29 protein-coding genes are annotated in these 25,898 nt (G+C 52.5%); 17 read left to right on the top strand and 12 right to left on the bottom strand.

Going from position 1 to position 25,898, the window contains the following annotated elements; genetic code table 11:
• Nucleotides 1–5: 5 nt before the first annotated feature.
• The 7 genes from KO498_RS00850 to rfbA are packed head-to-tail and all read left to right on the top strand — an operon-like array spanning nt 6 to nt 5,874.
• Nucleotides 6–971, top strand: a complete 966-nt coding sequence (locus KO498_RS00850) for a KpsF/GutQ family sugar-phosphate isomerase (RefSeq protein ID WP_215957980.1) — start codon at nt 6–8, stop codon at nt 969–971.
• Complete coding sequence (locus KO498_RS00845; protein WP_215957979.1) at nt 968–1,759, top strand: 3-deoxy-manno-octulosonate cytidylyltransferase; 792 nt, start codon at nt 968–970, stop codon at nt 1,757–1,759. Before KO498_RS00850 ends, KO498_RS00845 begins: the two co-directional genes overlap by 4 nt.
• A complete protein-coding gene (gene kdsA, locus KO498_RS00840) occupies nt 1,756–2,580 on the top strand; it encodes a 3-deoxy-8-phosphooctulonate synthase (RefSeq protein WP_215957978.1) in 825 nt (274 codons plus the stop codon). Before KO498_RS00845 ends, kdsA begins: the two co-directional genes overlap by 4 nt.
• Nucleotides 2,581–3,141: a dTDP-4-dehydrorhamnose 3,5-epimerase gene (gene rfbC, locus KO498_RS00835; protein WP_215957977.1), complete on the top strand. Its 561-nt coding sequence runs from the start codon at nt 2,581–2,583 to the stop codon at nt 3,139–3,141. It begins immediately after the preceding gene.
• Nucleotides 3,138–4,175 carry a dTDP-glucose 4,6-dehydratase gene (rfbB, locus tag KO498_RS00830; RefSeq protein ID WP_215957976.1) on the top strand — a complete coding sequence of 346 codons (1,038 nt, stop codon included), beginning with the start codon at nt 3,138–3,140 and terminating at the stop codon, nt 4,173–4,175. Before rfbC ends, rfbB begins: the two co-directional genes overlap by 4 nt.
• Nucleotides 4,172–5,005, top strand: coding sequence for a dTDP-4-dehydrorhamnose reductase (rfbD, locus tag KO498_RS00825; protein WP_215957975.1), 834 nt, complete (start codon nt 4,172–4,174; stop codon nt 5,003–5,005). The genes rfbB and rfbD overlap by 4 nt, the downstream gene beginning before the upstream one ends.
• On the top strand, nt 5,002–5,874 hold the full coding sequence (gene rfbA, locus KO498_RS00820; RefSeq protein ID WP_215957974.1) for a glucose-1-phosphate thymidylyltransferase RfbA: 873 nt from the start codon (nt 5,002–5,004) through the stop codon (nt 5,872–5,874). The genes rfbD and rfbA overlap by 4 nt, the downstream gene beginning before the upstream one ends.
• Nucleotides 5,875–5,876: 2 nt before the next feature.
• Here the strand turns inward: rfbA and KO498_RS00815 are convergent, their stop codons facing one another.
• The 3 genes from KO498_RS00815 to KO498_RS00805 are packed head-to-tail and all read right to left on the bottom strand — an operon-like array spanning nt 5,877 to nt 8,151.
• Nucleotides 5,877–6,461 carry a Smr/MutS family protein gene (locus KO498_RS00815; protein ID WP_215957973.1) on the bottom strand — a complete coding sequence of 195 codons (585 nt, stop codon included), beginning with the start codon at nt 6,459–6,461 and terminating at the stop codon, nt 5,877–5,879.
• Nucleotides 6,458–7,498, bottom strand: coding sequence for a murein transglycosylase A (mltA, locus tag KO498_RS00810; protein WP_215957972.1), 1,041 nt, complete (start codon nt 7,496–7,498; stop codon nt 6,458–6,460). Before mltA ends, KO498_RS00815 begins: the two co-directional genes overlap by 4 nt.
• Entirely contained in the window at nt 7,495–8,151 is a 657-nt protein-coding gene (locus KO498_RS00805) for a Tim44/TimA family putative adaptor protein (RefSeq protein WP_215957971.1), read from the bottom strand. The genes mltA and KO498_RS00805 overlap by 4 nt, the downstream gene beginning before the upstream one ends.
• Nucleotides 8,152–8,254: 103 nt before the next feature.
• Here KO498_RS00805 and KO498_RS00800 point away from each other — a divergent pair, with 103 nt between their 5' ends.
• Both KO498_RS00800 and secB read left to right on the top strand, forming a co-directional pair.
• On the top strand, nt 8,255–8,737 hold the full coding sequence (locus KO498_RS00800; RefSeq protein WP_215957970.1) for an FxsA family protein: 483 nt from the start codon (nt 8,255–8,257) through the stop codon (nt 8,735–8,737).
• Nucleotides 8,738–8,809: 72 nt separating this feature from the next.
• A complete protein-coding gene (secB, locus tag KO498_RS00795; protein ID WP_215957969.1) occupies nt 8,810–9,298 on the top strand; it encodes a protein-export chaperone SecB in 489 nt (162 codons plus the stop codon).
• Between the two features lie 2 nt (nt 9,299–9,300).
• Here the strand turns inward: secB and dnaQ are convergent, their stop codons facing one another.
• The 4 genes from dnaQ to KO498_RS00775 are packed head-to-tail and all read right to left on the bottom strand — an operon-like array spanning nt 9,301 to nt 12,005.
• Nucleotides 9,301–9,990, bottom strand: a complete 690-nt coding sequence (gene dnaQ, locus KO498_RS00790; protein ID WP_215957968.1) for a DNA polymerase III subunit epsilon — start codon at nt 9,988–9,990, stop codon at nt 9,301–9,303.
• Nucleotides 9,983–10,576, bottom strand: a complete 594-nt coding sequence (gene coaE, locus KO498_RS00785) for a dephospho-CoA kinase (protein WP_215957967.1) — start codon at nt 10,574–10,576, stop codon at nt 9,983–9,985. The genes dnaQ and coaE overlap by 8 nt, the downstream gene beginning before the upstream one ends.
• Entirely contained in the window at nt 10,576–11,406 is an 831-nt protein-coding gene (locus tag KO498_RS00780) for a shikimate dehydrogenase (RefSeq protein ID WP_215957966.1), read from the bottom strand. The genes coaE and KO498_RS00780 overlap by 1 nt, the downstream gene beginning before the upstream one ends.
• On the bottom strand, nt 11,406–12,005 hold the full coding sequence (locus tag KO498_RS00775; protein WP_215957965.1) for a Maf family protein: 600 nt from the start codon (nt 12,003–12,005) through the stop codon (nt 11,406–11,408). Before KO498_RS00775 ends, KO498_RS00780 begins: the two co-directional genes overlap by 1 nt.
• Nucleotides 12,006–12,555: 550 nt before the next feature.
• Between KO498_RS00775 and rho the strand changes: the two genes are divergently transcribed.
• From rho to KO498_RS00745, 6 genes are read left to right on the top strand one after another with little or no spacing between them, the layout of a single operon-like run.
• On the top strand, nt 12,556–13,827 hold the full coding sequence (gene rho / locus KO498_RS00770; RefSeq protein WP_215957964.1) for a transcription termination factor Rho: 1,272 nt from the start codon (nt 12,556–12,558) through the stop codon (nt 13,825–13,827).
• A gap of 30 nt (nt 13,828–13,857) precedes the next feature.
• Nucleotides 13,858–15,144: a tRNA uridine-5-carboxymethylaminomethyl(34) synthesis GTPase MnmE gene (gene mnmE / locus KO498_RS00765; RefSeq protein WP_215957963.1), complete on the top strand. Its 1,287-nt coding sequence runs from the start codon at nt 13,858–13,860 to the stop codon at nt 15,142–15,144.
• Between the two features lie 12 nt (nt 15,145–15,156).
• Nucleotides 15,157–17,025 carry a tRNA uridine-5-carboxymethylaminomethyl(34) synthesis enzyme MnmG gene (mnmG, locus tag KO498_RS00760; RefSeq protein WP_215957962.1) on the top strand — a complete coding sequence of 623 codons (1,869 nt, stop codon included), beginning with the start codon at nt 15,157–15,159 and terminating at the stop codon, nt 17,023–17,025.
• The gene (gene rsmG, locus KO498_RS00755; protein ID WP_215957961.1) at nt 17,022–17,627 is read left to right on the top strand and encodes a 16S rRNA (guanine(527)-N(7))-methyltransferase RsmG; all 606 of its coding nucleotides are present in this window, start codon (nt 17,022–17,024) and stop codon (nt 17,625–17,627) included. The genes mnmG and rsmG overlap by 4 nt, the downstream gene beginning before the upstream one ends.
• Entirely contained in the window at nt 17,620–18,426 is an 807-nt protein-coding gene (locus KO498_RS00750) for a ParA family protein (RefSeq protein WP_354667602.1), read from the top strand. Before rsmG ends, KO498_RS00750 begins: the two co-directional genes overlap by 8 nt.
• Nucleotides 18,427–18,435: 9 nt before the next feature.
• On the top strand, nt 18,436–19,326 hold the full coding sequence (locus KO498_RS00745; protein WP_215957960.1) for a ParB/RepB/Spo0J family partition protein: 891 nt from the start codon (nt 18,436–18,438) through the stop codon (nt 19,324–19,326).
• On the opposite strand, the gene KO498_RS00740 is transcribed toward KO498_RS00745, so the two are convergent.
• The 4 genes from KO498_RS00740 to rph are packed head-to-tail and all read right to left on the bottom strand — an operon-like array spanning nt 19,323 to nt 22,144.
• Entirely contained in the window at nt 19,323–19,676 is a 354-nt protein-coding gene (locus KO498_RS00740) for a YbaN family protein (RefSeq protein WP_215957959.1), read from the bottom strand. The genes KO498_RS00745 and KO498_RS00740 overlap by 4 nt on opposite strands.
• A complete protein-coding gene (gene hemW / locus KO498_RS00735) occupies nt 19,677–20,834 on the bottom strand; it encodes a radical SAM family heme chaperone HemW (RefSeq protein WP_215957958.1) in 1,158 nt (385 codons plus the stop codon).
• Nucleotides 20,827–21,435, bottom strand: coding sequence for an RdgB/HAM1 family non-canonical purine NTP pyrophosphatase (rdgB, locus tag KO498_RS00730; protein ID WP_215957957.1), 609 nt, complete (start codon nt 21,433–21,435; stop codon nt 20,827–20,829). Before rdgB ends, hemW begins: the two co-directional genes overlap by 8 nt.
• Complete coding sequence (gene rph, locus KO498_RS00725; RefSeq protein ID WP_215957956.1) at nt 21,428–22,144, bottom strand: ribonuclease PH; 717 nt, start codon at nt 22,142–22,144, stop codon at nt 21,428–21,430. The genes rdgB and rph overlap by 8 nt, the downstream gene beginning before the upstream one ends.
• A 115-nt stretch (nt 22,145–22,259) precedes the next feature.
• Here rph and hrcA point away from each other — a divergent pair, with 115 nt between their 5' ends.
• Together hrcA and KO498_RS00715 are read left to right on the top strand one after the other, a co-directional pair.
• A complete protein-coding gene (gene hrcA, locus KO498_RS00720) occupies nt 22,260–23,324 on the top strand; it encodes a heat-inducible transcriptional repressor HrcA (protein ID WP_215957955.1) in 1,065 nt (354 codons plus the stop codon).
• A 9-nt stretch (nt 23,325–23,333) separates the two neighbouring features.
• Nucleotides 23,334–23,894, top strand: coding sequence for a nucleotide exchange factor GrpE (locus KO498_RS00715; protein ID WP_215957954.1), 561 nt, complete (start codon nt 23,334–23,336; stop codon nt 23,892–23,894).
• Here KO498_RS00715 and KO498_RS00710 read toward each other — a convergent pair.
• Nucleotides 23,891–25,888 carry a hydantoinase/oxoprolinase N-terminal domain-containing protein gene (locus KO498_RS00710; protein WP_215957953.1) on the bottom strand — a complete coding sequence of 666 codons (1,998 nt, stop codon included), beginning with the start codon at nt 25,886–25,888 and terminating at the stop codon, nt 23,891–23,893. The two genes, KO498_RS00715 and KO498_RS00710, sit on opposite strands and share 4 nt — an antisense overlap.
• Nucleotides 25,889–25,898: the final 10 nt, after the last annotated feature.

Genomic DNA, 25,898 nt, shown 5'->3' with positions numbered 1-25,898 from the left:
GTCAGATGACCCAAGCAGATGATCTCCCCATCGTGCGCTCCGCAAGGCGCGTGCTGAAGACTGAAGCAAACGCCATTTTGGAAATGGTTGAGGCCTTGCCAGAAGACTTCGCCGATGTAGTCGAGCTTGTCCTGAAAACCAAGGGTCGGGTGATCATTTCCGGCGTTGGTAAATCGGGCCATATCGGGCGCAAAATGTCAGCGACTTTTGCCAGCACGGGCACGCCATCATATTTTGTTCACGCCTCGGAAGCGAGCCATGGTGACTTGGGCATGATCACCGATGATGACATCTGTCTGCTGATTTCAAACTCCGGTGAAACCAAAGAACTCAGCGACATACTGCTGCACACGCGGCGCTTCAATATCCCGATGGTGGCGATCTCGTCGAACATCAGTAGCACCTTGATGAACGCGGCCGATTACAAGCTCAACCTGCCAAACCTACCCGAAGCCTGCGCGATCGGCATGGCGCCGACAACTTCGACAACTCTAACGCTTGCTCTCGGTGACGCGCTGGCTGTTTCCGTCATGGAGCAACGCGGTTTTGGCAGTGATGACTTCCTCAAAAATCACCCGGGCGGTAAGCTCGGCGCGCAGCTTTCTCGTGTTGCTGACCTCATGCACAAAGGCGAGAAAGTCCCCACAGTCGAAACTGATACACCGATGTCGGATGTGCTCTTGTCTATGACATCAAAAGGCTTTGGCATAACCGGCGTGCTGGAAAACGGCACGCTGATCGGCGTTATTTCTGACGGTGACTTGCGCCGCCATATGGGCAATCTTATGGAAAAAACAGCAGGTGAAATTGCCACAATTGATCCGGTGACAATCACCCCTGATCTCTTCGCAGCACAGGCGCTTGCATTGTTGAACGAGAAAAAGATCTCAGCACTTATGGTGGTTGACGACGCCAGGCGCCCCGCCGGAATTGTTCACATTCACGATCTTCTCCGGGCAGGTGTCGCATGAAAGTCATCGTTCTCATACCCGCTCGTTTTGCCTCTACTCGCTACCCGGGAAAGCCTCTGGTCGAGCTCAAGCAAAAAGACGGCAGCAGTAAGAGCTTGATCCAGATGAGCTTTGAAGCCGCAAGCCAGATCGCGGGTGTTTCCGAGGTTTATGTCGTCACCGATGATGATCGCATCCGCGCCGCTGCCGAGGGTTTTGACGCGCCGGTTATCATGACCAGCCCAGAGCGCGAAAACGGCACAGCGCGTTGTGCAGAAGCTGTGAAGGTCGCGAAGCTTGAAGCCGATCTGTTCATCAACTTCCAAGGCGACGCACCGCTGACACCGCCTTGGTTTGTCGAAGACCTGATCGCCGGAATGGCCGCTGACGCGAGCGCGCAAATGGCAACACCTGTTCTACAATGTGACGCAACAACCTACGCAATGTTCAAAGAAGACCGTGCCAATGGCCGCGTGGGCGGAACTACAGTTGTGTTCGGCGACAAAGGCAGAGCGATCTACTTTTCAAAAGAAGTTCTACCGTTTATCGACCCCGCGAAAGTGCCGGGTGCTGACATTCCCGTCTATCACCATGTCGGCGTTTACGCCTACCGGCCGGAGGCGCTTAAGGCCTACATAAGCTGGCCAGAGTGTGGTTTGGAGAAGCTCGAAGGCCTCGAACAGCTACGCTTTCTTTACAATGGTGTTCCTGTAAAATGTGTCGAAGTTGAAGCCCGTGGCCGCCTTTTTTGGGAACTCAACAACCCAGAAGATGTCGCGCGGATAGAAAAGGTATTGGCAGAGCAATGACCAAAGTAATTGATATCAACGGTGTGAAAGTCGGCGGCAAAGAACCCTTCATGCTTATCGCTGGCCCATGCCAGATCGAAGGACTTGATCATGCCCGCATGATGGCCGAGAAAATCCTCAAGGCTTGTGAGCCGACAGGCACAAAGCTCATCTACAAATCGAGCTACGACAAAGCCAACCGAACTTCGCTTGATACCAGTCGTGGCACCGGAATGGAGGAAGGGCTGACAATTCTCTCGAAGATACGAGAAGAGTTTGGCTGTCCGGTTATCACCGACGTTCACGACACTCATCAATGCGCCCCCGTGGCCCAAGCGGTTGATGTGATCCAGATCCCTGCTTTCCTTTGTCGTCAGACTGACTTGCTGCTTGCCGCTGGTGAAACCGGTGCTGCACTCAATGTCAAAAAAGGCCAGTTCCTCGCCCCTTGGGAGATGGCCAATGTCGCAACAAAAATCGCCAGCACGGGCAACGAACGTATCATGCTTTGCGATCGCGGCACATCATTTGGTTACAACACTTTGGTCAGCGACTTTCGCGGCCTACCGATCATGGCACAGTCGGGTTACCCAGTAGTTTTTGACGCGACGCACTCGGTTCAGCAGCCCGGTGGTCACGGCACAACATCTGGCGGCCAACGCGAATTTGCGCCGGTTTTGGCGCGCGCCGCAGTGGCTGTTGGCGTCTCGGCTTTGTTTATCGAAACACACCAAGACCCCGACAATGCGCCTTGCGACGGGCCGAACATGATCCCGATTGATCAGATGCAAGACCTCATTAGCAACCTTGCCCGCTATGATGCGATCAGCAAGGAAAGCTAGATGAAAGTCACGCCTACTTCTTTGCCTGATGTGCTTATTCTTGAGCCGGCACGCTACGGCGACAGTCGCGGGTTTTTCTCTGAAAGCTGGAACAAGGCGCGGCTTGCAGAGCACGGCATTGAGGCCGAGTTTGTGCAAGACAATCATTCGCTGTCCTCGGCTGCAAACACCGTGCGTGGCCTGCATTTTCAAGCACCCCCGCTTGCGCAAGCCAAGCTGGTGCGTTGCGGTCGCGGTTCTTTGTTTGATGTCGCGGTTGATATCCGCAGAGGCTCTCCAACCTACGGCAAGTGGGTTGGTGTCGATTTGTCGTTTGAAAACGGTAAACAGCTCTACATTCCCGAGGGGTATGCGCACGGGTTCATCACCCGCGAGCCTGACACCGAGATCATCTACAAATGCAACGCCTACTACTCGCCTGAAGCCGACGGCGCGATATTGTGGAACAGTTGCGGCGTAGACTGGGGCTTTAGCGGCTCGCCGGAGCTCAGCGCAAAAGACGCTGATGCAATGCCATTTGATAGGTTCGAAAGCCCGTTTGTGATGGAGAGCTCGACATGAAACTTCTCGTCACTGGCGGCGCTGGCTTTATCGGGTCGGCTGTTGTGCGACTGGCTGTTTCGCGTGGGCACGACGTCGTCAACCTTGACGCGCTTACCTATGCTGCCTGCCTGGATAATGTCGCTAGCGTTGCCAGCAGCCCGCTCTACACGTTCGAGCAGGTTGATATCTGCGACATGCCGGCGCTTGAGGCCGCGTTTGCCAAACACCAACCCGACGCTGTAATGCACCTTGCCGCTGAAAGCCACGTTGATCGTAGCATCGATGGTCCGGGAGCTTTCATCGAAACAAACGTGATCGGCACCTACAACATGCTGCAAGCAGCGCGCGGTTATTGGGAGGGCAACGGCAAGCCTGAAAGCTTTCGCTTTCACCACATCTCCACCGATGAGGTGTTTGGTTCACTCGGAGCGAAAGGGCAGTTCACCGAAGAAACGCCTTACGATCCCCGCTCGCCCTACTCCGCTTCGAAAGCCAGCTCAGATCACCTTGTGCGTGCTTGGGCCGAAACCTATGGCCTGCCTGTCGTGCTGACAAACTGCTCCAACAACTACGGCCCGTTTCATTTCCCTGAAAAGCTTGTTCCTGTAGTTATCCTCAACGCTCTGCACGGCAAACCTATTCCGATTTATGGCAAGGGCGAGAATGTGCGCGATTGGCTTTATGTCGAAGATCACGCCGACGCATTGCTGCTGGTTTTGCAAGACGGCATGCTTAATCGCAGCTACAATATCGGCGGCGAAAATGAGCTGAGCAATCTAGAGTTGGTGCAGATGATTTGCACGATTCTCGACAAGCTTAGGCCCGCTAATAAGCCCTACGCCGATCAAATCAAGTTTGTCACAGACCGCCCCGGCCACGACATGCGCTACGCAATTGATCCATCTCGCATTCGCGAAGAACTCGGTTGGCGGCCATCGGTGACTGTTGAGCAAGGACTCGAGAAAACCGTGCGTTGGTATCTTGATAATGAAGCCTGGTGGAAGCCACTGCTCGATCGCTCTGGAGTTGGTGAAAGGCTCGGCAAAGCATGAGTGTGCTTGTCTTCGGCAAAACCGGACAAGTCGCGCAAGAACTTTGGAGCGCGCACCCCGAGTATATCTATCTAGGGCGAGATGACGCCGATCTGTCAAACCCCGAAACCTGTGCTGAAGCGATCAAAACACTCAAACCCAGCGCCGTTATCAATGCAGCGGCCTATACTGCAGTCGACCGCGCCGAGGAAGAAGAGGAACTGGCGCTGCTCATCAATGCCAAAGCCCCCGAAGCTATGGCCAAGGCCTGCGCGGCGCTCTCGGTCCCTTTCATCCATATCTCGACGGACTATGTGTTTGATGGTACGGGCAAAGATGCGCAAAGTCCTGATAAGCCAACAGCTCCCGTAAACGCTTATGGCCAAACGAAGCTCGCTGGTGAAACCGCTATTCGTAATAGCGGCGTGAAGTATGCGATCTTGCGTACGTCATGGGTGTTTTCTGCGCACGGAAGTAACTTCGCCAAATCAATGTTGCGCCTGTCTGAAAGCCGCAGCGAGCTTGGGATAGTGGCAGATCAGATCGGCGGCCCAACTCCGGCAGCAGACATCGCAAGCACCTGTGCTTTGCTCGCGAGAAACTTGAAGACAAGTGGAACCTATCATTTTTCCGGCGCGCCAGATGTTAGCTGGGCTGATTTCGCCCGCGAGATATTTGCGCAGGCAGGCCGCGATGTAACCGTCACCGACATCAAAACCGCCGACTACCCTACACCCGCCAAGCGCCCGCTCAACTCGCGGCTTGATTGTGCCTCACTCATGTCAGATTTCGGGGTTATACGCCCGAGTTGGAAACACGGTTTAGCAGAGGTATTGAAAGAACTGAAATGACTCAGCGCAAAGGTATCATCCTCGCAGGCGGCTCCGGCACGCGGCTTTACCCGATCACCATTGGTGTGTCCAAACAGTTGCTGCCGATCTATGATAAGCCGATGATCTATTACCCGCTGTCTGTGCTCATGTTTGGCGGTATCCGTGAAATCGCGATCATCACCACGCCTCAAGACCAAGAACAGTTTCAGCGCACACTTGGTGACGGTTCGCAGTGGGGCTTGTCGCTCACATACATCACCCAGCCCTCACCTGACGGGTTGGCGCAGGCTTATCTCTTAGCGGCAGATTTCCTTGATGGTGCGCCCAGCGCAATGGTTCTGGGTGACAATATCTTTTTCGGTCACGGCCTGCCCGAAGTGCTCGCTGCGGCTGACAAGATCACCCAAGGTGGCACAGTTTTCGGCTATCGCGTGGCCGACCCTGAGCGTTATGGCGTTGTTGATTTTGCCCAAGACGGGACTGTGAAAGCCATCATCGAAAAGCCTAAGGTTGCGCCGTCTCCCTACGCCGTAACTGGCCTCTATTTTCTGGATGAAACCGCACCAGAGCGTGCTGCCAAAGTCGAGCCTTCCGAGCGCGGCGAACTTGAGATCACCTCACTGCTCGAAAGCTATTTGCACGATGGTCAACTTTCGGTTCAACAAATGGGCCGTGGCTACGCTTGGCTTGATACGGGCACTCACGGGTCATTGCTTGATGCCGGAAACTTCGTGCGCACACTTTCCGAGCGCCAAGGCCTGCAAGTTGGGTCACCCGAAGAAATCGCTTATTCGCGCGGCTGGATCTCGGCTGCTGAATTGCAAAAACGTGCCGAAAATTTTGCGAAAAACTCTTATGGGCAATATTTGCTCGGCCTGCTGAAGTAGCCTCAGCGTTGTCGACGTAGATAGACATAATATGCTCCGCCGCCGCCATGCCGCAAATGCGCTTGAGACACCTGCATCACTATCTGCGCCAGCGGCGGTGTCGAAAGCCAATGCGGAACTTGATGCCGCAATACCCCGAGTTTAACAGGAATAGGCCCGCCATCATCGCGAGCTTTGCCCTTGCCAGTGACAACCAAAACCAGCCGCTTTCCATCACTACAGGCACGCAAAATAAACGCGTTCAGCCGCGGGTGCGCTTCCGCTTGAGTCATTCCGTGCAGGTCAAGTTTGGCTTCAGGTTTAAGCTTTCCGCGCTTCATCGTGGTGTGCTTTTTACGGTCCATCTGCACCGGTGCCTTGGCGACAGAGTTGCGTATGTCACCCGTGATATCATGCGAGGGTTGGTAGGTTTTCGCATTCACGCCAAGCTCAAACTGCATGATCGGCTCGATCGCTTTTGCGCGCGTCGGGCTTTTGCGCACTTGTTCGGCCAAGGGCACCTTGCGCTTCGGGTGCATCGGCACTGCCGTGTCAGCAACCTTCCGCCAAAGCTCAAGCTCGTCTTTGTTCGGCTTACGCCGGCTCATGGAGCATCAACCGGTAAAAAAGCATAGGCGCGTTGGATCGGCATCAACACTATCATGCGCCCGGGGTCACGCAATTTGCCAGCCGCCAGCCCCGCTTTGTCACCTGTACCAAAAAACACATCAGCGCGCTGTGCGCCCTTGATAGCCGAGCCGGTATCTTGCGCGATCATTAGTCGGCGCAGCTTGTTTTCGCCGTCTTTCTCAACCCAAACAGGTGCCCCGAGCGGGGTGTAGCGCCGGTCGACTGCAATGCTGCGCATGGTTGTTATCGAGCGGTTCATCGCGCCGAGCGGCCCCTTGTCAGCGGGCACTTCACTGACTTCACGAAAGAACACATATGAAGGGTTGTGGCGTAGCAGTTCCGGCCCCTCTACGGGGTTGCGACGGACCCAGTTCTTGATCACTTGAGCAGAAACCTGATGCGCGTTGTAAACACCACGGCGAACAAGCTCGACACCGATGGAACGATACTCATGCCCGTTCTTGCCACCATAGCCCACCCGAATAAACTGCCCATTGGGCAAGCGCACTCGCCCCGAGCCTTGCACCTGTAAAAAGAACAGCTCCACAGGATCATCTACCCAAACAATCTCGAGCCCACGGCCTTTCATTGTTGGTCCATCAAGGATCTCGCGGCGCGACAACCATTTGCTGACACCGCGCGCCTCGGGGGGGAGTTTGTAGATCGGATATTTGTAGCGATCCGATGGCCGCACATCACCGTCAAGCTCAGGCTCGTAGTAACCTGTAAACAGTGCGTCTTTACCGTCGGAAATCTGCACCGGCTTAAAAAACAGCTCGAAAAAGGTCTTGGCGTTTTTTTGGTGCTTGGCGGCTTTGCACAAGGCGCGCCAGTCAGGGTCTTTCATGTCTTGGCAGGTGTTCAAAAACACATCAAGCGCGGCTTGGTGGTCGTCGTTTTCCCAACCGTCGAGTTCGGCAAAATCTAGCAGCCGATATTCAATCTCTTCAGCGGCGTTTGTCGGACCAACCATCATAAGCCCCGCGAAGAGTGCTGCTAAAATTCTGCGTTTCATTCACCCGTGGCAACAAGAAGCCAGTTCAGATCATCCGAGCCCATTTCACGCTCGAATGTCCAAATGTCTTTCTGGGTCTTTACCTTGCCCTCTTCACCTTCGACAATTTCACCAGAGTTGTCGCGCACAACTGATGTCAGATCGCCCACAAACTTGATGCTGATCTCGGCTGTGCCACTCGCTTCATGGAACGAGGCCGAGTGAACCGACATCTCGCGGATACCCACAAAGTCAGCTTCGATCTTCAGGCCTTTCTTCTCACGCGCTTCAACAACCTGAGCGAACACATCGTAAACTTCTTCAGCGAGGAAGGGTTTGATCTCGGCCAGCTCACCACGTTCAAAACCCATCAGGATCATTTCATATGCACCGCGTGCGCCTTGCAAGAAGGTGCCCACACCAAAAGAAGCCTCTTTTTGCTTCATCTTCGCGAAGGCTTTGGCCGCTTCGCTGTTCTCGTCAACATGATCAGTGATGTCTTCATCGGGCCCACCGTCGATCACCTCAAACTTGCGTTTGTTGTTTGCCCGCTGTTGAGGCTGTTGGCGCGGTGCTTCATAGCCCTCGCGCGTTCCCAAAACACTGCGCAAGCGCAGGATAAGAAAAACGGCGATACCTGCCAGAACCAGAAGTTGGAGAATAGGCGAATTCATGAAGACCTCATAAGTGAGCGTAGCAAAAGACACTAACAGCACTTATGTATGTGATGGGCGGGGTCAAGTCTACCGCGCCTGAATGAACACAGGAGTTTTATATATGTGGCTGCTTTTCGCGTTTGTTGCGGTGCCTCTTATCGAAATCGGGCTGTTTATACAGGTCGGCGGGGCTATCGGCCTTTGGCAAACCCTCGCTATTGTGCTTCTGACAGCAGTGTTGGGCACTTGGCTTTTGCGCACGCAGGGGCTTATGGCGCTTAGCAACTTGCAGCGTTCGTTCGGTGAGTTGCGTGACCCGACAGAGCCACTAGCTCATGGCGCGATGATCTTGTTTTCAGGCGCATTGCTGCTCACGCCCGGGTTTTTCACTGATACTGTCGGCTTTTTACTTCTCATACCTGCAGTGCGCACCGGCATGTTCAAATACCTGCGCGCACGAATGAATGTGCAAAGCTTCAGTTCCTCGCAAGCCCATAACCCTTACCAGCGAGAGGCCGAGGGTGATGTGATCAATGCGGAATATCACGAAGTCAAACCACCCAAGAAACCAACACATGACACGTCAGGTTGGACAAAACACTGATCAAAGCAAGCATTGAGGCTTACGCGCGGCAGTGCTATGCCACACGCAAGTTTATTTCTGATGGAGAATATCATGGCCGAGAATGGCGCAGCCCCCGAGCAGCAACCCGTTAAGTTGAACGTTATCAACCAGTTCATTCGCGACATGTCGTTTGAGAATATTCTGGCTCAAAAAGGTGCCGAAGGCGAAGTGACGCCTGATGTGAACGTTCAGGTAAACCTCGACGCGAAAAAACGCGAAACCGAGAACCATTATGAAGTTGCGATCAAGCTTGTGGTTACCTCAACAAACAAAGCTGATGCCGCGACCAAATTGTTCTTGCTTGAAATCGACTATGTCGGCCTGTTCAACATCGAAAACGTGCCGGAAGATCAGCTGCACCCGTTCTTGCTGATCGAATGCCCGCGCCTGTTGTTCCCGTTCCTGCGCCGTGTTGTTTCTGACGTTACACGCGACGGTGGCTTCCCGCCGCTCAACCTTGAGAACATCGACTTTATGGCTTTGTATCGCAACGAGATCCAACGCCGACAGGCCGAGGGCGAAGGCCAGCCTGTCTCTTAGGCCTAAAGCTTTTTCCAAAGCGCGCCGTCGCCCAATGCGTCAACAAACGCTGCATGGGCGGCGGCTTCTTTTTCGCTCAGCCTGCTTGCAAGCGTTTCTGGCCGCGGGCTTGGGCGCCAGTTGTCCGCACCATCAGTTTCTGTCTTTTCACCAGCCGAAGCAGACAGCGCAAAATCTGGTTGTTTGCCGCCGATCAGCTCAAGATAGACTTCAGCCAAAATCTCGGAATCGAGCAAAGCTCCGTGCAGGGTGCGCGACGAATTGTCGATGTTAAAGCGCCTGCATAAAGCATCAAGTGACGCAGGCGAACCTGGAAACTTCCGCCTAGCGATTTCCAAAGTATCAAGTGCCTGGCTCATCGGAAGCTTGGGTAGACCCATCCAACCGAGCTCGGCATTGAGAAACTTCATGTCAAACGACGCGTTGTGAATGATCATTTTTGACGTGCCGACAAAATCAAGAAATGCCTGCCCGATCTGTTTGAATTTCGGTTTGTCGGCCAAAAATTCATCGCCTAGCCCATGTACAGCAAAAGCCTCCTGAGGCATGCCACGCTCGGGGTTGATATATTGGTGGTAGGTGTTGCCCGTCGGCATGTGGTTGAGCAACTCAACTGCACCGATCTCGACAATCCGGTCGCCTTGCTCGGGCTCAAAGCCGGTTGTTTCGGTGTCTAGAACAATCTCACGCATCGCTCAGCCCTGCCCTTATCTGCGACAATATCTCAAGCACCTGCGCTCTGGCGTGCTCTTTCGTGTCAGTGATCACAACATAATCGGCCCGCGCGCGCTTTTCTACATCAGGCATTTGCTTGGCCTTTATCGTTTCAAACTGCGCTTCGGTCATCGTTCCGCGCTCAAGCACACGACGGCGCTGTTCTACCTCGTCGATCGACACCACAACAACAGCTTTCATCGCAGCATCTCCACCGGTTTCAAACAGGATGGGTATATCAAATACGATGATATCTGCCCCGGACGCCTTGATGAAATCGGCCCTATCTTGCGCGACCAGCGGGTGAACAATCATTTCGATTTTCTTGAGAGTGTCCGGTTGCGCAGCGATCAAGCCTTTTAGCTTCTCACGCGAAACCGCTCCACCTTCAACAGCTTCCGGAAAGACGGCTTGCATCGAAGCGACCGCTGCACCGCCTTTACTGTAAAGCCTATGCACAGCTGCATCGGCGTCCCAAACATCGCAACCTTCTTCAGCAAATATCTTGGCTGTGGTTGATTTCCCCATGCCAATCGAGCCTGTGAGTCCAAGCCAGAATGCCATCAGCCCAATACCGCCGCTCGGGTTTCTTCTGTCACTTCCGGCCGTTCACCGAACCAGCGCTCAAATCCGGGAACGGCTTGGTGCAGTAGCATACCGAGCCCGTCAACCGCGACACAACCGGCCTGTCTGGCATGTGCAAGCAGGTTCGTTTCAAGCGGCGCATAGACAAGATCATTCACCAGCGCTCCCTTCTGCAGCCCGTCAAGCGGTACCCGCAGCTCTGGCTTTCCGTGCATGCCAAGTGATGTCGTGTTCACAACGGTCGCAGCGTCTTCAAGCATGTTTCCCGCTTGCACCCAGTCAACCACTTTGAGCCGCCCGCCAAAGTCATCACGTAGCTTTTCTGCCCGTAGTTTAGTGCGGTTAGAAATCATGATCTGTGGAACACCAGACTCTAGCAGCGCTGAAATAACTGCCCGAGCAGCTCCGCCAGCTCCAAGCAAGGCAGCCGGCCCTGCCTTCGGATCCCAATCCGGGGCATTTTGTTTGAGGTTTTGGATAAAGCCGTAACTGTCGGTGTTATCAGCGTGCACCTTGCCGTCTTTGCGAAAGATAAGCGTGTTTGCCGAACCAATCAGTGCCGCGCGATCAGAAATCAAGTCAGCGATACCCATGACTGCTTCTTTGTGTGGCACGGTAATGTTTGCACCGACAAACCCCATCTTAGGCATCATCTTGATCACATCAGCCAGATCATCGGCACTTACATCCATCGGGATATAGTGCCCCCGCAAGCCGAGACTCTTTAGCCAATAGCCATGTAAAGCTGGTGACTTGGAATGCGCAATGGGCGAGCCGATAACCCCCGCCAGTGGTATTTTGTTTAGCATCAGGCCTCCAACTCGCCAGTCAGCGTTAGGTAATTGATCAACTCAATAAGCGGCAAACCAAGAATGGTGAAATAGTCACCCTCGATATGAGTAAACAACCGCACGCCCTCTTCCTCAAGCTTATAACCACCAACAGAGGTTTTGATGCTCTTCCAGTTTCTTTCTAGATAGCGCTCTTGGTACCCTTCCGACAGCTCACGCATTTGCAGCCTTACCTGCCCTACATGCCGCCAGACCGGTTGTTGTTCATGATAGAGAACTACAGCGGAAAGCAGCATGTGTTTCTGCCCCGACAATGCAGTTAACTGCTCATGCGCTTCGTCAATGGTCGCGGGTTTGGAAAACACCTTGCCGTTAAAGCTAAGCACTTGATCACATCCAAGCACCAAAGCCGCTGGTTGCTTCAAGCTTACTTTACGCGCTTTCGCTTCGGCCAAAGTATCGGCAATATCACGCGGGTTGGCCCCTGCCGAATCGAGCGCTGCTTTTAACTGTTCCTCATCAACACGTGGGCGAACGCACTCGAATTCGAAGCCAGCATTGGCAAGTAACTGAGCTCTGGTCTCAGAGCCGGAAGCCAGAACAAACTTTCGCGACATGTGGATAACCCCGTAGAAAACTTAGTGAACAGTTAATGCACGGAATGGAGGGTTTCCATACATTCTGTCCTTTGGGGAGAAGTTGATCGCGTTTCACTATGTTTGCCAAGAATATTCCACCGTGGAAAAGAGTAACTTCAATTTGTGGATGTCCCGATCTGGGCTTCTCTCATACACTGTTGTCCACAGATTTTTCCAATCGACTTTCAGCCGGAAGCTGCTTGTTTTGAAAGCGTGGGCTAAAATGGTCCACATGATGCGCAACTCCGCGTTTTCCTGTGAGCATTTCTGCGGATATCTCTATAATCCACAGAGAACCCTGAGCCCTACATAAACATCATCCTTTCTTCTTTCTCTATTTATTAAGAAAGGGCCAACTCGGTTCTGGTGGATAGGTTATCTTCGAAAAAGCTGAGAATGATCAGCATTGTCTTTTGATTGACTCAGCAAACCCTCAAGCGTATTGAAAGGCAACCCTGCCCGTCCGGGCACTAAAGGTTTTTCCAGATAGAAACGAAAACTGCCTGCATTGCGGGCAAAAGGCTATGTCATGACACAAGAGCACCTTAACCTCGCTGATCTTAAGGCGATGCACCCCAAAGATCTCGTTACAATGGCGGAGGATCTCGAGATCGAAAACGCCACCACAATGCGCAAAGGCGAGATTATGTTCTCGATCCTCAAAGAGCGCGCTGAAGATGATTGGACAATTGGTGGTGATGGTGTTCTTGAAGTGCTGCAAGACGGCTTCGGATTTTTGCGTGCTCCAGAGGCAAACTACTTGCCAGGTCCAGACGATATCTATGTATCTCCCGAAATTCTGCGAAAGTTCTCGCTGCGCACTGGTGATACGATCGAAGGCCACCTTAAGCAGCCTGAGGAAAACGAGCGCTACTTTGCTTTGACAGATGTGCTCAAGATCAACTTTGAAGATCCAGAGAAAGCTCGTCACAAGATCGCCTTTGACAACCTGACACCGCTCTACCCTGAAGAGCGCTTGAATATGGAAATCGAAGATCCAACGATCAAAGACAAATCAGCACGGATAATTGACCTCGTTTCACCGATCGGTAAAGGCCAGCGTTCGTTGATCGTTGCGCCGCCGCGCACGGGTAAGACCGTTTTGCTGCAAAACATCGCCAATAGCATCGAAAAGAACCATCCTGAGTGCTATCTCATCGTTCTCTTGATCGACGAGCGCCCGGAAGAAGTGACCGACATGCAGCGCTCTGTTAAAGGCGAGGTGATCTCATCAACATTCGATGAGCCTTCAACACGTCACGTCGCTGTTTCCGAAATGGTTATCGAAAAGGCCAAGCGGCTCGTTGAGCACAAACGCGACGTTGTTATCTTGCTTGATTCAATCACGCGCCTCGGCCGTGCTTTCAACACGACAGTTCCATCGTCAGGTAAAGTTCTGACAGGTGGTGTTGACGCCAACGCATTGCAACGCCCGAAGCGCTTCTTTGGTGCCGCGAGAAACATCGAGGAAGGTGGATCGCTGACAATCATCGCAACTGCTCTGATCGACACAGGTTCGCGTATGGATGAAGTTATCTTTGAAGAATTCAAAGGCACCGGCAACTCCGAGATCGTTCTCGATCGCAAAGTCGCAGACAAACGCGTCTTCCCAGCGATGGATATTCTCAAGTCGGGTACGCGCAAAGAAGAGTTGCTGGTGGATGCAAAAGATCTGCAGAAAACCTATCTCTTGCGCCGTATTCTCAACCCGATGGGCACAACAGATGCAATCGAGTTCCTGCTTGGTAAACTTAAGCAAACCAAGACAAACTCTGAGTTCTTTGACTCTATGAACACCTAAAAACCGTTGTAATTCAACAGGTTAACTACTATGAGTACGATCTTCGCGCAAGCAACAGCGCCGGGGAAAGCCGGTGTATCTGTGATCAGGGTTTCTGGCCCTGAAGCCTTTTTGGCGGCAGCGTCTATGTGTGGTCATCTGCCTGATCCGAAGCAGTCTGGTCTGCGAACGCTCAGGTCTGAGAAAGGTGAAATTCTAGATGAAGCTTTGGTTCTTTGCTTTGCTGAGAAGGCGAGCTTCACCGGAGAGCAAACCGTTGAGTTGCAACTGCATGGTAGTATAGCAATCGTCAACGCTGTGCTGGCCGAACTGGCTAAACACGATGGTTTGCGCCTTGCCGAACCGGGAGAATTCACCCGCCGCGCCTTGCAAAACGGGCGGCTTGATCTGGCGCAGGTTGAAGGCCTTGCTGACCTGATCGAGTCAGAAACCGAAACCCAGAGACAGCAAGCGCTCAAGCTCTTTAGTGGCCGGTTAAGTGAACGCGCCGAAGGTTGGCGGGAGAAGCTCATTCGCGCCGCCTCTCTTCTTGAGGTGACGATAGACTTCGCCGATGAAGACGTTCCCGTTGACGTTTCTCCTGAGGTGATTTCGCTGCTTGACGCTGTTGAAGCTGAGCTAACCGATCAGATCAACGGGTTTGGCGCGGCTGAACGTATCAGAACCGGCTTCGAAGTCGCGATTGTTGGTGCTCCGAATGTAGGAAAATCAACCCTTCTCAACGCGCTTGCTGGCCGCGACGCGGCGATAACCTCGGAGATCGCGGGAACTACCCGTGATGTGATAGAAGTTCGCATGGATATTGCCGGGTTATCAGTCACCTTGCTTGACACCGCTGGCATTCGAGAGACAGCCGATATCGTCGAACGGATGGGGGTTGAGCGTGCGCAACAGCGGGCTGAAGCAGCCGATTTACGTGTTTTTCTGATCGAGCAAGGAAATCTTCCGGACTTTAAACCGCAGAAGGGCGATGTTGTTGTCACCGCAAAAGCTGATCTTTTGGAAAATCAAACCGGCGCAATTTCGGGTAGAACTGGCATAGGGCTGTCTGATCTGGTTGATAGCATGGCTGCCAGACTACTTGAAAAAGTATCAACAGCCGGATTGGCTGCGCGTGCGCGCCACAAGGATGCAATGATACGCGCGGTCGCAGCGATAGATCGTGCCCGTCCACATGTTGCGCCTGACGGCGAATTCACCGATATTGCAGCCGAAGAACTGCGTGACGCAGTGAGCGCGCTAAACTCGTTGATTGGACGTGTCGATGTCGAAAACATTCTCGATGAAATTTTTTCAAACTTCTGTCTTGGTAAATAGGGAGTGTTTCACGTGAAACATTCTGATTTTGATGTCATTATTGTAGGCGGTGGGCATGCTGGAACCGAGGCAGCACACGCATCGGCTCGTATGGGTGCTCGCACAGCACTGGTAACATTGCGTATGATGGACATCGGCACAATGTCCTGCAATCCAGCTATCGGTGGGCTTGGAAAAGGCCATCTAGTTCGAGAAATCGATGCGATGGACGGTGTTATGGGCCGCGTCTCTGACAAGGCCGGCATTCAGTTTCGCTTACTTAACCGGCGCAAGGGGCCCGCGGTGCAAGGGCCACGTGCACAACAAGACAGACAACTTTACCGGTCTGCAATGCTCGCAGAAACGCAGACCCGCAAGTTACTGACGATCATCGAAGGCGAAACGACTGATTTTCTCATGCAAAAGGATCGCGTCTGCGGTGTGGTTCTTGCTGACGGAAGCGAAATTTCTGCACAAGAAGTGATCCTCACAACCGGAACGTTCCTGCGTGGCACTATCCATATTGGTGACGTTTCATACTCGGGCGGGCGAATGGGAGATAAACCTTCAATCAAACTCGCACAGCGGATGGATGGCTTTAACTTACCTAAAGGACGCCTGAAAACCGGCACACCTCCGCGCCTAGATGGCGGAACTATTGACTGGGCAAAGCTGGAAATGCAGCCAGGTGATGAAGATCCGACCATGTTTTCGTTTCTATCAACAAAACCTGAGGCTCGGCAGGTGTCGTGTGGCATCACCCATACGAATGAGAGAACTCACGAGATAATCAGCAAGAATCTTGAACGATCAGCAATGTATGGTGGTCATATTGATGGTGTTGGCCCTCGTTACTGCCCTTCCATTGAAGACAAGGTCGTGCGGTTTGCAGACAAATCTTCTCACCAAATTTTTCTTGAACCAGAAGGCCTTAGTGACAATACCGTTTATCCAAACGGAATTTCGACCTCCCTACCCGAAGAAATTCAACACGAGTACGTTCGGTCAATACGTGGGCTGGAAAACGCCGTTATAACCCAGCCAGGTTACGCGATCGAATATGACTATGTTGATCCGCGCGCTCTAACGGCCGAACTGCGGCTGAAAACTGTTGGAGGTCTCTTTCTCGCCGGACAAATCAACGGAACAACCGGATACGAGGAAGCCGCAGCCCAAGGTCTTGTTGCGGGCTTGAACGCGGCTTCGGCAGCGCTATCCCGAGAGCCAGTGCTATTCAGCCGGTCTCAAAGTTATATTGGTGTTATGATTGATGATCTTGTCACTCGAGGTGTGTCTGAGCCTTATCGGATGTTCACTTCTCGCGCCGAGTTTCGCTTGTCCCTACGAGCGGATAACGCGGATCAACGTCTCACACCGATAGCGATCGGGATAGGATGTGTTTCAGAAGACCGAGAGCGCGCTTTTTCTACTAAAATTCAAACACTTGACGCGAGTCGTGGTCGATTGGAAAATGCCAAATTTAGTCCAAACGATCTTGAAATCGCTGGCTTGCAAGTCAACAAAGACGGGACAAAACGAACCGCATACCAAGTGCTATCTTTCCAAGACGCTACCTTTGAAACCCTTATTGCACTAGACCCAGAGTTGGCAGATATCGATGCTGAGACACGGGTTCAACTCAAAAAAGATGCGCTTTATGCGAACTACATCGAACGTCAGAAACGAGACGTTGAAGCTATGAAGCGCGACGAGATGCACATAATACCATCTGACTTTGACTACGACTCGTTACAAGGGCTTTCAAATGAACTTAAAACTAAACTGAACGTAGGACGACCGAAGAACCTTGCGCAGGCAGGACGAATTGATGGAATGACACCAGCGGCAATAGCGTTGCTTTTGGCAAAGCTACGACAAAGAGATCGGGAAAAGTCAGCATGATGCCATCGACAGGTGTTTCACGTGAAACAATCGACCAACTTAAGCTTTATGCGGCACTACTCAAAAAGTGGAATCCGAAGATTAATCTAGTCTCCAGATCGACCTTGGATGAGCTCTGGAGTCGTCATATTGAAGATTCACTGCAGCTAGTTTCTTACCTCCCGAACAATACCAAACACCTTGTTGATATGGGTAGTGGTGGAGGTTTTCCCGGTCTCGTTGTTGCTATTGCGGCAAAAGAAGCTCTCAACCCCGCAAAAGTCACCATGATCGAGAGTGACCAGAGAAAAGCGGCCTTTTTACGGACTGTTCTGAGAGAAACTGATACCCAGGCGTCGCTTTTGGTGGAGCGCGTTGAGAAGGTACCTCAACAGGCCGCAGATGTCATAACCGCCAGAGCGTTGGCAAGTTTATTGCAGCTATTTGAATACTCTGAACGTCACCTAACACCAGACGGCACATGCCTTTTCCTCAAAGGAAAAAACTGGCGGCAGGAAATCAATGCCGCGGAGGAAGTCTGGCATTTCCGATGGGATGCGATAGAAAGTAAGACGAATCCAGAAGCCGCTTTATTAAAAATAGGGGAAATCTCACGTGCCTAACTTACTGCACTCCCATTTTCCGAAAATTATCGCTATAGCCAATCAAAAAGGCGGCGTTGGAAAAACCACAACAACAATCAATCTCGCAGCGGCATTGGCCGAAAACGGCAAAAAAGTATTGCTCGTTGACTTAGACCCACAAGGCAATGCGTCAACGGGCCTGGGAATAGGCGCTTCTGAGCGTGCGTTAACGACCTATGATCTATTGCTTGATGATCAACCGTTGTCAGAGATTGTTCAAGACACCGAGACTAACAACATCTCAATTGTTCCAGCAACCGTTGACCTGAGTTCTGCAGACATCGAGCTCTATTCGAACGAAAAACGCAACCATCTGCTCAGAGATGCGCTGCGCCAACCAGATATGAGCAACTTTTCCTTTGATTTCATACTGATAGACTGTCCGCCGTCACTAAATCTCCTTACCATCAATGCCATGGTCGCAGCTAACTCTGTTCTGGTGCCACTACAAAGCGAGTTTTTCGCGCTTGAAGGACTTTCTCAGCTAATGCTCTCAATTCGTGAGATTCGAGAGTTGGCAAACCCGGATCTTAGAATTGAAGGCATTGTGTTGACGATGTTTGATAGCCGAAACAATCTTTCACTTCAGGTTGAACAAGATGCACGAGATAATCTGGGTGATCTTGTGTTCAAGACCGTGATCCCTCGCAACGTTCGGGTTTCTGAAGCGCCATCATTTGCGATGCCAGTTTTGGCCTATGACAGCACATCCAAGGGGGCGATAGCTTATAGGGCATTGGCAAGCGAAGTTGTAAACAATAACGTAAACACCAGTTAGGAGCCTGAAATGAATGATAAAAAGAACAAATCTCGCGGGCTAGGACGTGGCCTTTCAGCGCTCATGGCGGAAACATCTGGGGACATCAGAAATGAAAGAGATGGACGTGCCTCGGCTTCCGAGCAGCGCACCCCAATCGAGCGCATTCTGCCAAATCCGGATCAACCACGTAGGCAGTTTGATCAAGAAAAACTAGATGATCTAACCAACTCGATCCGTGAGAAAGGTATCATTCAGCCACTTATAGTTCGGCCTGACCCTAATGTCGCGGGTTCCTATCAGATCGTAGCCGGGGAGCGCCGCTGGAGGGCGGCACAGAAGGCTCAACTTCACGAAATTCCGGTCATTGTCAGAGATATCGACGACACCGAACTGTTAGAGATAGCGATCATCGAAAACATTCAGCGAGATGATCTAAATCCAGTTGAAGAAGCGGTGGGATTCAAACAACTCATTGATAAGTTTGGACATACTCAGGAAAAATTGGCAAAAGCACTCGGAAAGAGCCGTAGCCATATTGCGAACCAAATGCGTTTGCTGAGCCTTCCTAAGGATGTGCTTGGGTTTCTTTCGGACGGTAAGCTTTCAGCCGGCCACGCCCGAGCTTTGATAACTTCTAGCAACCCTTCTGCTTTGGCGCGTGATGTCGTAAAGCGGGGACTTTCGGTAAGGCAAACAGAACGACTTGCCAAAGAAGATCCGTCCGCTCCGAAAAGGCCACAAAGTACAAAGCCTCAGAAGGTCAAAGACGCTGACACAGTTGCCCTCGAAAATGATCTGTCTGCGAATCTTCGAATGAAGGTTGAAATTAGTCATCTATCAGGAAGCGAAGCTGGAAAAATGGTTATCAGTTACAGCTCACTCGATGATCTCGATGATCTATGCCAACGTCTCACCTAGGAAGTTGGTCGCGACCAGATAAACCAGAGAACGATTGAAAGCGTCGCGGCTTGAATGAGCAATATGTGTATCGCGAGATTGGCGATCAATGAAATGCCCAGAACAACAAGAACAGAGACTGTTGCTAGCCTCTTTCCGGTTTTTGAAATTGCGCCATGAGTGTGCCAATCACTGATAGAGGAGCCGAAGGTTGGGTGCGATACGAGCCATTGATGAAGTTTTTCTGATGATCTGGCAAAGCAATATGCAGCAAGCAAAACCAATGGAACGGTGGGAACAAGTGGCAAAACAATGCCAATAAAGCCAACGCCAAGGCTAAGCAGTCCCGCAATAAGCCAGATAACTCTCATCTAAACATGCAATAACTTTTGTAGAACAGAGTTAAGCAACACCCGCCCTCGTTCAGTTACTTGTAGCTGATCATCGGAAATTTTTATCATACCCAGTTCCAACAATTCGTTTAACGCAGGCTTCCCGAACGGCTTGCCGCTAAGGCGCTCCCATCGGGGAATAGATATGCCGCGCTCAAGCCGCAAGCCCATGAGTAACATTTCAGTTGCCTGGTCATTCGAGCTCAATGGCTCACGTAACTTTTCACCGCTAGCCTGTTCAGCATTTTCCAGCCAAGCATTCGGTTGTAGGAATGACTCAGTCGCAAGTCTTTGATTCAAAACAGTTAATCTTCCATGAGCTCCTGGACCAATGCCAAGATAGTCGCCATAATTCCAGTAAACGAGATTGTGCCTGCATTCAGAACCAGGCTTGGCATGGTTTGAAACTTCGTAAAGCTCGAAGCCCGCAGATTCGCAGACCTCTTGTGTGATGTCATACATCTTTGCCGCATCGTCATCGCTCGGAAGACCGCGTAGCTTTCCGATGTTATAGCGGTCACCAAAGGCTGTGCCCTGTTCGATGGTTAGCTGGTAAAGTGAAAGATGATCAACCGCGAGCTGTGTGGCCTCGTGCAATTCTTTGCGCCAGTCGTCAGGAGCTTGGCCTTGGCGCGCATAGATCAAATCAAAGCTAACGCGGTTAAACACATTTCGCGCAATATCAAAGGCAGCGTAGGCCTCGTCAACAGTGTGAAGCCGCCCCAAATTTTGCAAATCACGGTTGTTTAGGGCCTGAATTCCCATCGAGATACGCGTAACGCCTGCAGATTTGAATGCAGCAAAACGGCCAGCCTCGACAGAGCTTGGGTTTGCTTCCAGAGTAACTTCCAGGTCATTTGCACAGGCCCATGTCGCACGGATCTTGTCAACCACAGCGGCAACGGTTTCAGGCTCCATCAGGCTAGGAGTGCCTCCGCCGAAAAACACACTGGAAACAACGCGCCCCGAAAGTTGTGCGGCATAGCGTTCGATCTCTAAGAGATACGCAGCTCGCCAGCGAGCATGGTCGATCTTGGCAGAAACAAAGCTGTTAAAGTCGCAGTAAGGACATTTGCTCTCGCAAAACGGCCAGTGAATATAGACACCAAACCCGCCGTTTTCCCAGTCGCTACTCAAAGCAGCCCTTCACGAGCTTGGAAAAAGCATCGCTTCTATGGCTCATCGCGTGTTTTTTTGCCGGGTCCATTTCGCCAAAAGTCTCAACTTCACCTTTTGGCAAGAAAACAGGATCAAAGCCAAAACCGTGTTCGCCACGCATTGGCCAGACAACCTCACCCACAACACGTCCTTCAAACACTTCGTCGTGTCCATCAGGCCAAGCCAAGCACAGAGTTGCGTTAAAAGCTGCGTTGCGAGGGTAAGGCGCGTCGCAGGCTTCCAGTTTGTTCCAGACTTTTTCCATTGCCATCGGAAAATCGCGGCCCGTGGGTGTTTCGGCCCAGTCTGCTGTGTAAACCCCGGGCTCACCGCCTAGCCCGTCAACTGTGATGCCGCTATCGTCTGACAAAGCGGGCAAGCCGGTTGCTTTCGCTGCAAAATGCGCTTTGATGCGGGCGTTGCCAGCAAAGGTGCTTTCGGTTTCTTCTGGCTCATCTAGCCCATGGTCGCCTGCCGAGCTGACGGAAACTCCGAAAGGCGCCAACAATGCAGAGATTTCTCGCAGCTTTCCTGCATTGTGGCTGGCGATAACCAGCTTATCACCAGAAAACTTACGCACTGGTCGCAGCCTTTTGCATTTCTACAAGCTCGCCAACACCCTTGTCGGCAAGGTCCATGAGTTGGTTCATTTCCTCACGCGAAAACACTTGCCCTTCAGCCGACATCTGCACTTCGATCAGCTTCTTGGTGCCTGTCATAATGAAGTTACCGTCTACACCGGCTTCACTGTCTTCGGGGTAATCCAGATCAAGAACCGGCTGGCCAGCATAGATGCCACATGACACTGCGGCAACAGGATCAACCAACGGATCAGTGATCACGTCACCGGCTTTCATCAGCTTATTCACAGCCAAACGCAGAGCTACCCAACCACCAGTTATCGAAGCACAGCGCGTGCCGCCGTCGGCCTGGATAACGTCGCAATCAACAGTGATTTGACGTTCGCCAAGAGCAACGCGATCAACGCCGGCACGAAGCGAGCGGCCGATCAGGCGCTGAATCTCAACGGTGCGTCCGCCCTGTTTGCCTGCTGCAGCTTCACGCCGCATACGTGACGATGTCGAGCGCGGTAGCATACCGTATTCAGCTGTAACCCAGCCAAGACCCGAGCCTTTGATAAACGGCGGAACGCGGCTTTCAAGTGATGCAGTGCACAGGACATGGGTATCGCCCATGCGAATCATGCAAGAGCCTTCAGCGTGTTTTGTCACGTCGGTTTCGATGGAGACTTCGCGCATTTGGTCGAGTGTTCTTCCTGAAGGTCGCATGATCATTCCTTTGTTTGATGTTGGCACTGAAATACATCTCACAGGTGTCAAAATACAACCCCGATTGACCTTATCGCCGCCTGACCCTCTAATGCAGACCGGAAGGCGTAACGTGATGAGCAGCAACCCGAACTTGTTAGACGAGATGAACGAGCGAACGCGCGAGGTGTTTCGGCGCGTTGTTGAAGGCTATCTCGCAACAGGTGGCCCCGTTGGCTCGCGGTCTCTCACGCGTGAACTAAGCGAAAAAGTAAGCCCCGCAACCGTGCGCAATGTTATGTCCGATCTTGAGTTTATGGGTCTGCTTGACAGCCCGCACACAAGCGCTGGCCGCATCCCTACGCAACAAGGCTTGCGCATGTTTGTCGATGGTTTGCTTGAGGTTGACGATGTCACCACAACAGATCGAGCCAAGATCGACGCAACATTGGGCGCCAACTCGGGCGATGTCTCAGGCCTGCTTGATCGCGTCGGCTCGGCACTTTCGGGTGTCACACAAGGCGCCTCATTGGTCCTCGCACCCAAGCATGAAGCCGCGATCAAACATATCGAGTTCGTCCCCCTCGCCCATGACCGCGCTTTGGTTGTGCTTGTGTTCTCTGATGGTCACGTCGAAAATCGGGTGTTCACACCGCCACTTGGAGCAACTCCAAGTTCAATGCGTGAAGCCGCTAACTTTCTCAACGCCCTGGCTGAGGGTCGCACGCTGACCGAGCTTTCAACAACCATCACCCGCGAGATCAAAAACCGGCGACAAGAGATCGACACGCTTGCGCGCGCTCTTGTCGACAGCGGACTCGCGGTTTGGGATGCGCAAGGAGAAAGCAATGAGCGGCTAATCGTTCGTGGACGTTCAAACTTGATAGCTGATTCAGAGGAAGAGCAAGGACTTGAGCGCATCAAAACGCTGTTTGATGACCTCGAGCGCAAGCGTGACATCGTCGAATTTCTCGAACTGACAGAGGAAGGTGAAGGTGTGCGCATTTTTATTGGCTCTGAGAACAAACTTTTTTCACTTTCGGGTTCCTCTTTGGTCGTCTCTCCCTATATGAACGCTGATCGAAAGATTATCGGTGCAATTGGGGTCATCGGACCCACGAGACTCAACTATGGGCGCATTGTTCCGATCGTTGACTATACAGCACAGTTGGTTGGGAAGCTGATCTCCAACCGAAGTTAGAGGTGAACTATGGATCCGAGAGACGAAGAATTTCTCGACAATATCGAGGCTTTTGAAAAAGAAGCCGAGGCTGAAGAAGCCGCGGAGATGGATGAAGAAGCCATCGAGCTTGACGAGTTGCGTGCCGAACGTGACGACTATCGCGACAAGTTCATGCGCGCGTTGGCCGAGGCCGAAAATGCCCGTAAGCGTGGTGACAAAATGCGCCGCGATGCCGAGCAATACGGCGGCTCAAAGCTGTCACGCGACATGCTGCCCGTATACGACAATATGAAGCGAGCGCTTGAGGCTGCAACCGAAGAACAGCGCGCCGCAGCCGGTGCTTTGCTTGAAGGTATTGAGCTTACAATGCGTGAACTGACAAACGTGTTTTCAAAGCACGGCATCCTGGTGGTTTCACCCCAGGTTGGCGACAAGTTTGATCCGAACATGCACGAAGCTATGTTTGAGGCCCCCCTGCCTGGCACCAATGCCGGCGACATTATACAAGTCTCCGCAGAAGGGTTTATGCTGCATGACCGCCTGCTGCGCCCCGCGCAAGTCGGCGTATCATCAACGCCTAAATCCTAAGCCGTAATTCGGGGCCGCCCAGCGGCCTCGACTGTTACAAATGCTTCTACAAACACCTCACGAGACTCGACAGCGCTACTGCGTATGTCGATCTCGGTTGAGGTTTTCGCATCTACAGCTCCAGCATCTTTCGCGTCTTGCAAAGCCATCGCGACGAGCAAAGCTTCTGCTTCGTTAAGTGCAGTTTTTGAATCAACAAAATCGGTTGTTCCCGCGTCTGTGTGTAGCCGGTATATCCCCTCCGACGGGCTGGTTATCGTTAGACTCCGCCGCATCGTCACACGCCCAACAACAGCTCCAAGCGCATTCGCAACGCCGGCATGTTCTGGTAAAATCATTTCGCATCCGAGCCGTTTCCCAACGGCGGGATAGTAAGTGCTCGCCGAAGCGCCAAGCCCCACAACAGGCACGTTCAAAGCGGCGTTCAACGCAATGATACCGCGGTGTTTTTCAAGTCCGCGCTCTAGCAAAGTATGCTGCGCAAGCTGGGATGGTTGTTGGTTGTCAAAAGCGTCGTCTTCAGAAAAAGCAGTCTCTAACAAAGCCAAACTGGTTTGAAATGTCATCTGCTTCAAAATCAGTTCCGCCATCTCTTCAGCGGTTTTGGCGAGCCGATCGCCATCGCCCCTACGCCTGCGAGCAAGGAGCTTCAACGCAAGTTCCGCAGCTTTGGTATTCCACCCTTTTTGTGTTCCCAAAGCATGGCAAGCATCCGACGGCGTGACGCCAGAGGTTTGAACGATGCCGCGCTCAACGAGCCGACGAACTGATTGTGTGTCGACGCGCGTGCGTATTACGTCTCCAAGCGGACGCAACCCATCGACGCGTTCCAAAATGTCTAGGTCACGTTGCGAAAGCCCCTCGCGGTTGGCGCCTTTAACGGGACGCACAAACTTTCCATCAAATTCCCCCGGTGCCGGAGCCCGCAGTTGCGCTTCCATCGTGCTGATCACCAGATCAGGCAGTTCGAGCGCCACAAGACTCACCGGCAAAACCCGTTTCGGCCCAAGTGTAACACCGCCTTTCAGCCCTTCGGCGACGAAATGCACCTCGCTATCACCACCAAGGCCAGTTGTGCGCATCGCAACGGCCTCAACCATCGTGCGGAACGGCCCGACTCTTGCGCCATCTGGGTCAATCTTGGGTTTTCCGTCCTGCAACAACGCAATATCGGTCGTCGTACCGCCAATATCACTCACCAAAGCCTCTTGCGCATTGGTCATCCATTGCGCACCAACAATCGAAGCGGCGGGGCCGCTGAGGATAGTTTCGATCGGCTTTTCGCGTGCTTGATCAGCAGAGATAAGCGCACCATCACCACGCACAACCATCAGGGGTGCGGTGATATCAAGCTCACGCAAACCGTCTTCAGCACGGGTGATCAATTTGTCGATCATCCCGATCAACCGTGCATTCAGCAATGCAGTAAGCGCGCGTTTTGGGCCGTTGAGTTTGGCGGACAGTTGGTGAGACGCAGACACAGGCTTGCCCGTCTTTTCGCGGATCATCTCCATCGCGCGCAGTTCATGCGTAGGATTTCGGGTTCCGAATTTACTTGCGACAGCAAAGCCCGATGCACCAATATCAGTCTCTAACCAAGCTAAAAGGCTTGTTTCATCAAGCTCAGAGGCTTCGTTTCCAGAATGATCGTGTCCACCGTTCAAAACGATGTATGGGTCCCCCTTGAGAGCATCAGATAGACCGTGCTTGCCAAGGTCGCTCTCGGGAAAACCGATATAGACAAGCGCAACGCGGCCGCCTTGCCCTTCAACCAAGGCATTGGTCGCAAGGGTCGTTGAAAGAGAGACAAGACCGATGTCAGCAGGGTCAATCGCGGCGGTTTGCAAAACGGCCTGCACAGCTTTGCCGATGCCTTCTGCAAGGTCGTGGCGTGTAGTCAAAGACTTCGCAGAGGCCAAAACCTCGTCCTCATCGCGCATCAAAACTGCGTCTGTGTAAGTTCCGCCCGTATCGACGCCGAGTAGTATCGCCATTTTGTCCTCG

The organism is Lentibacter algarum (assembly GCF_018860975.1).
Lineage (GTDB): Bacteria > Pseudomonadota > Alphaproteobacteria > Rhodobacterales > Rhodobacteraceae > Lentibacter > Lentibacter algarum_A.
This window is presented reverse-complemented; position numbering and strand designations above follow the sequence as displayed.

Excerpts from the sequence above, each read along its gene's own strand:
- KO498_RS00850 (WP_215957980.1), top strand. The coding sequence starts at position 6 with ATGACCCAAGCAGATGATCTCCCCATCGTGCGCTCCGCAAGGCGCGTG.
- KO498_RS00845 (WP_215957979.1), top strand. The coding sequence starts at position 968 with ATGAAAGTCATCGTTCTCATACCCGCTCGTTTTGCCTCTACTCGCTAC.
- kdsA (WP_215957978.1), top strand. The coding sequence starts at position 1,756 with ATGACCAAAGTAATTGATATCAACGGTGTGAAAGTCGGCGGCAAAGAA.
- rfbC (WP_215957977.1), top strand. The coding sequence starts at position 2,581 with ATGAAAGTCACGCCTACTTCTTTGCCTGATGTGCTTATTCTTGAGCCG.
- rfbB (WP_215957976.1), top strand. The coding sequence starts at position 3,138 with ATGAAACTTCTCGTCACTGGCGGCGCTGGCTTTATCGGGTCGGCTGTT.
- rfbD (WP_215957975.1), top strand. The coding sequence starts at position 4,172 with ATGAGTGTGCTTGTCTTCGGCAAAACCGGACAAGTCGCGCAAGAACTT.
- rfbA (WP_215957974.1), top strand. The coding sequence starts at position 5,002 with ATGACTCAGCGCAAAGGTATCATCCTCGCAGGCGGCTCCGGCACGCGG.
- KO498_RS00815 (WP_215957973.1), bottom strand. The coding sequence starts at position 6,461 with ATGAGCCGGCGTAAGCCGAACAAAGACGAGCTTGAGCTTTGGCGGAAG.
- mltA (WP_215957972.1), bottom strand. The coding sequence starts at position 7,498 with ATGAAACGCAGAATTTTAGCAGCACTCTTCGCGGGGCTTATGATGGTT.
- KO498_RS00805 (WP_215957971.1), bottom strand. The coding sequence starts at position 8,151 with ATGAATTCGCCTATTCTCCAACTTCTGGTTCTGGCAGGTATCGCCGTT.
- KO498_RS00800 (WP_215957970.1), top strand. The coding sequence starts at position 8,255 with ATGTGGCTGCTTTTCGCGTTTGTTGCGGTGCCTCTTATCGAAATCGGG.
- secB (WP_215957969.1), top strand. The coding sequence starts at position 8,810 with ATGGCCGAGAATGGCGCAGCCCCCGAGCAGCAACCCGTTAAGTTGAAC.
- dnaQ (WP_215957968.1), bottom strand. The coding sequence starts at position 9,990 with ATGCGTGAGATTGTTCTAGACACCGAAACAACCGGCTTTGAGCCCGAG.
- coaE (WP_215957967.1), bottom strand. The coding sequence starts at position 10,576 with ATGGCATTCTGGCTTGGACTCACAGGCTCGATTGGCATGGGGAAATCA.
- KO498_RS00780 (WP_215957966.1), bottom strand. The coding sequence starts at position 11,406 with ATGCTAAACAAAATACCACTGGCGGGGGTTATCGGCTCGCCCATTGCG.
- KO498_RS00775 (WP_215957965.1), bottom strand. The coding sequence starts at position 12,005 with ATGTCGCGAAAGTTTGTTCTGGCTTCCGGCTCTGAGACCAGAGCTCAG.
- rho (WP_215957964.1), top strand. The coding sequence starts at position 12,556 with ATGACACAAGAGCACCTTAACCTCGCTGATCTTAAGGCGATGCACCCC.
- mnmE (WP_215957963.1), top strand. The coding sequence starts at position 13,858 with ATGAGTACGATCTTCGCGCAAGCAACAGCGCCGGGGAAAGCCGGTGTA.
- rsmG (WP_215957961.1), top strand. The coding sequence starts at position 17,022 with ATGATGCCATCGACAGGTGTTTCACGTGAAACAATCGACCAACTTAAG.
- KO498_RS00745 (WP_215957960.1), top strand. The coding sequence starts at position 18,436 with ATGAATGATAAAAAGAACAAATCTCGCGGGCTAGGACGTGGCCTTTCA.
- KO498_RS00740 (WP_215957959.1), bottom strand. The coding sequence starts at position 19,676 with ATGAGAGTTATCTGGCTTATTGCGGGACTGCTTAGCCTTGGCGTTGGC.
- rph (WP_215957956.1), bottom strand. The coding sequence starts at position 22,144 with ATGCGACCTTCAGGAAGAACACTCGACCAAATGCGCGAAGTCTCCATC.
- hrcA (WP_215957955.1), top strand. The coding sequence starts at position 22,260 with ATGAGCAGCAACCCGAACTTGTTAGACGAGATGAACGAGCGAACGCGC.
- KO498_RS00715 (WP_215957954.1), top strand. The coding sequence starts at position 23,334 with ATGGATCCGAGAGACGAAGAATTTCTCGACAATATCGAGGCTTTTGAA.
- KO498_RS00710 (WP_215957953.1), bottom strand. The coding sequence starts at position 25,888 with ATGGCGATACTACTCGGCGTCGATACGGGCGGAACTTACACAGACGCA.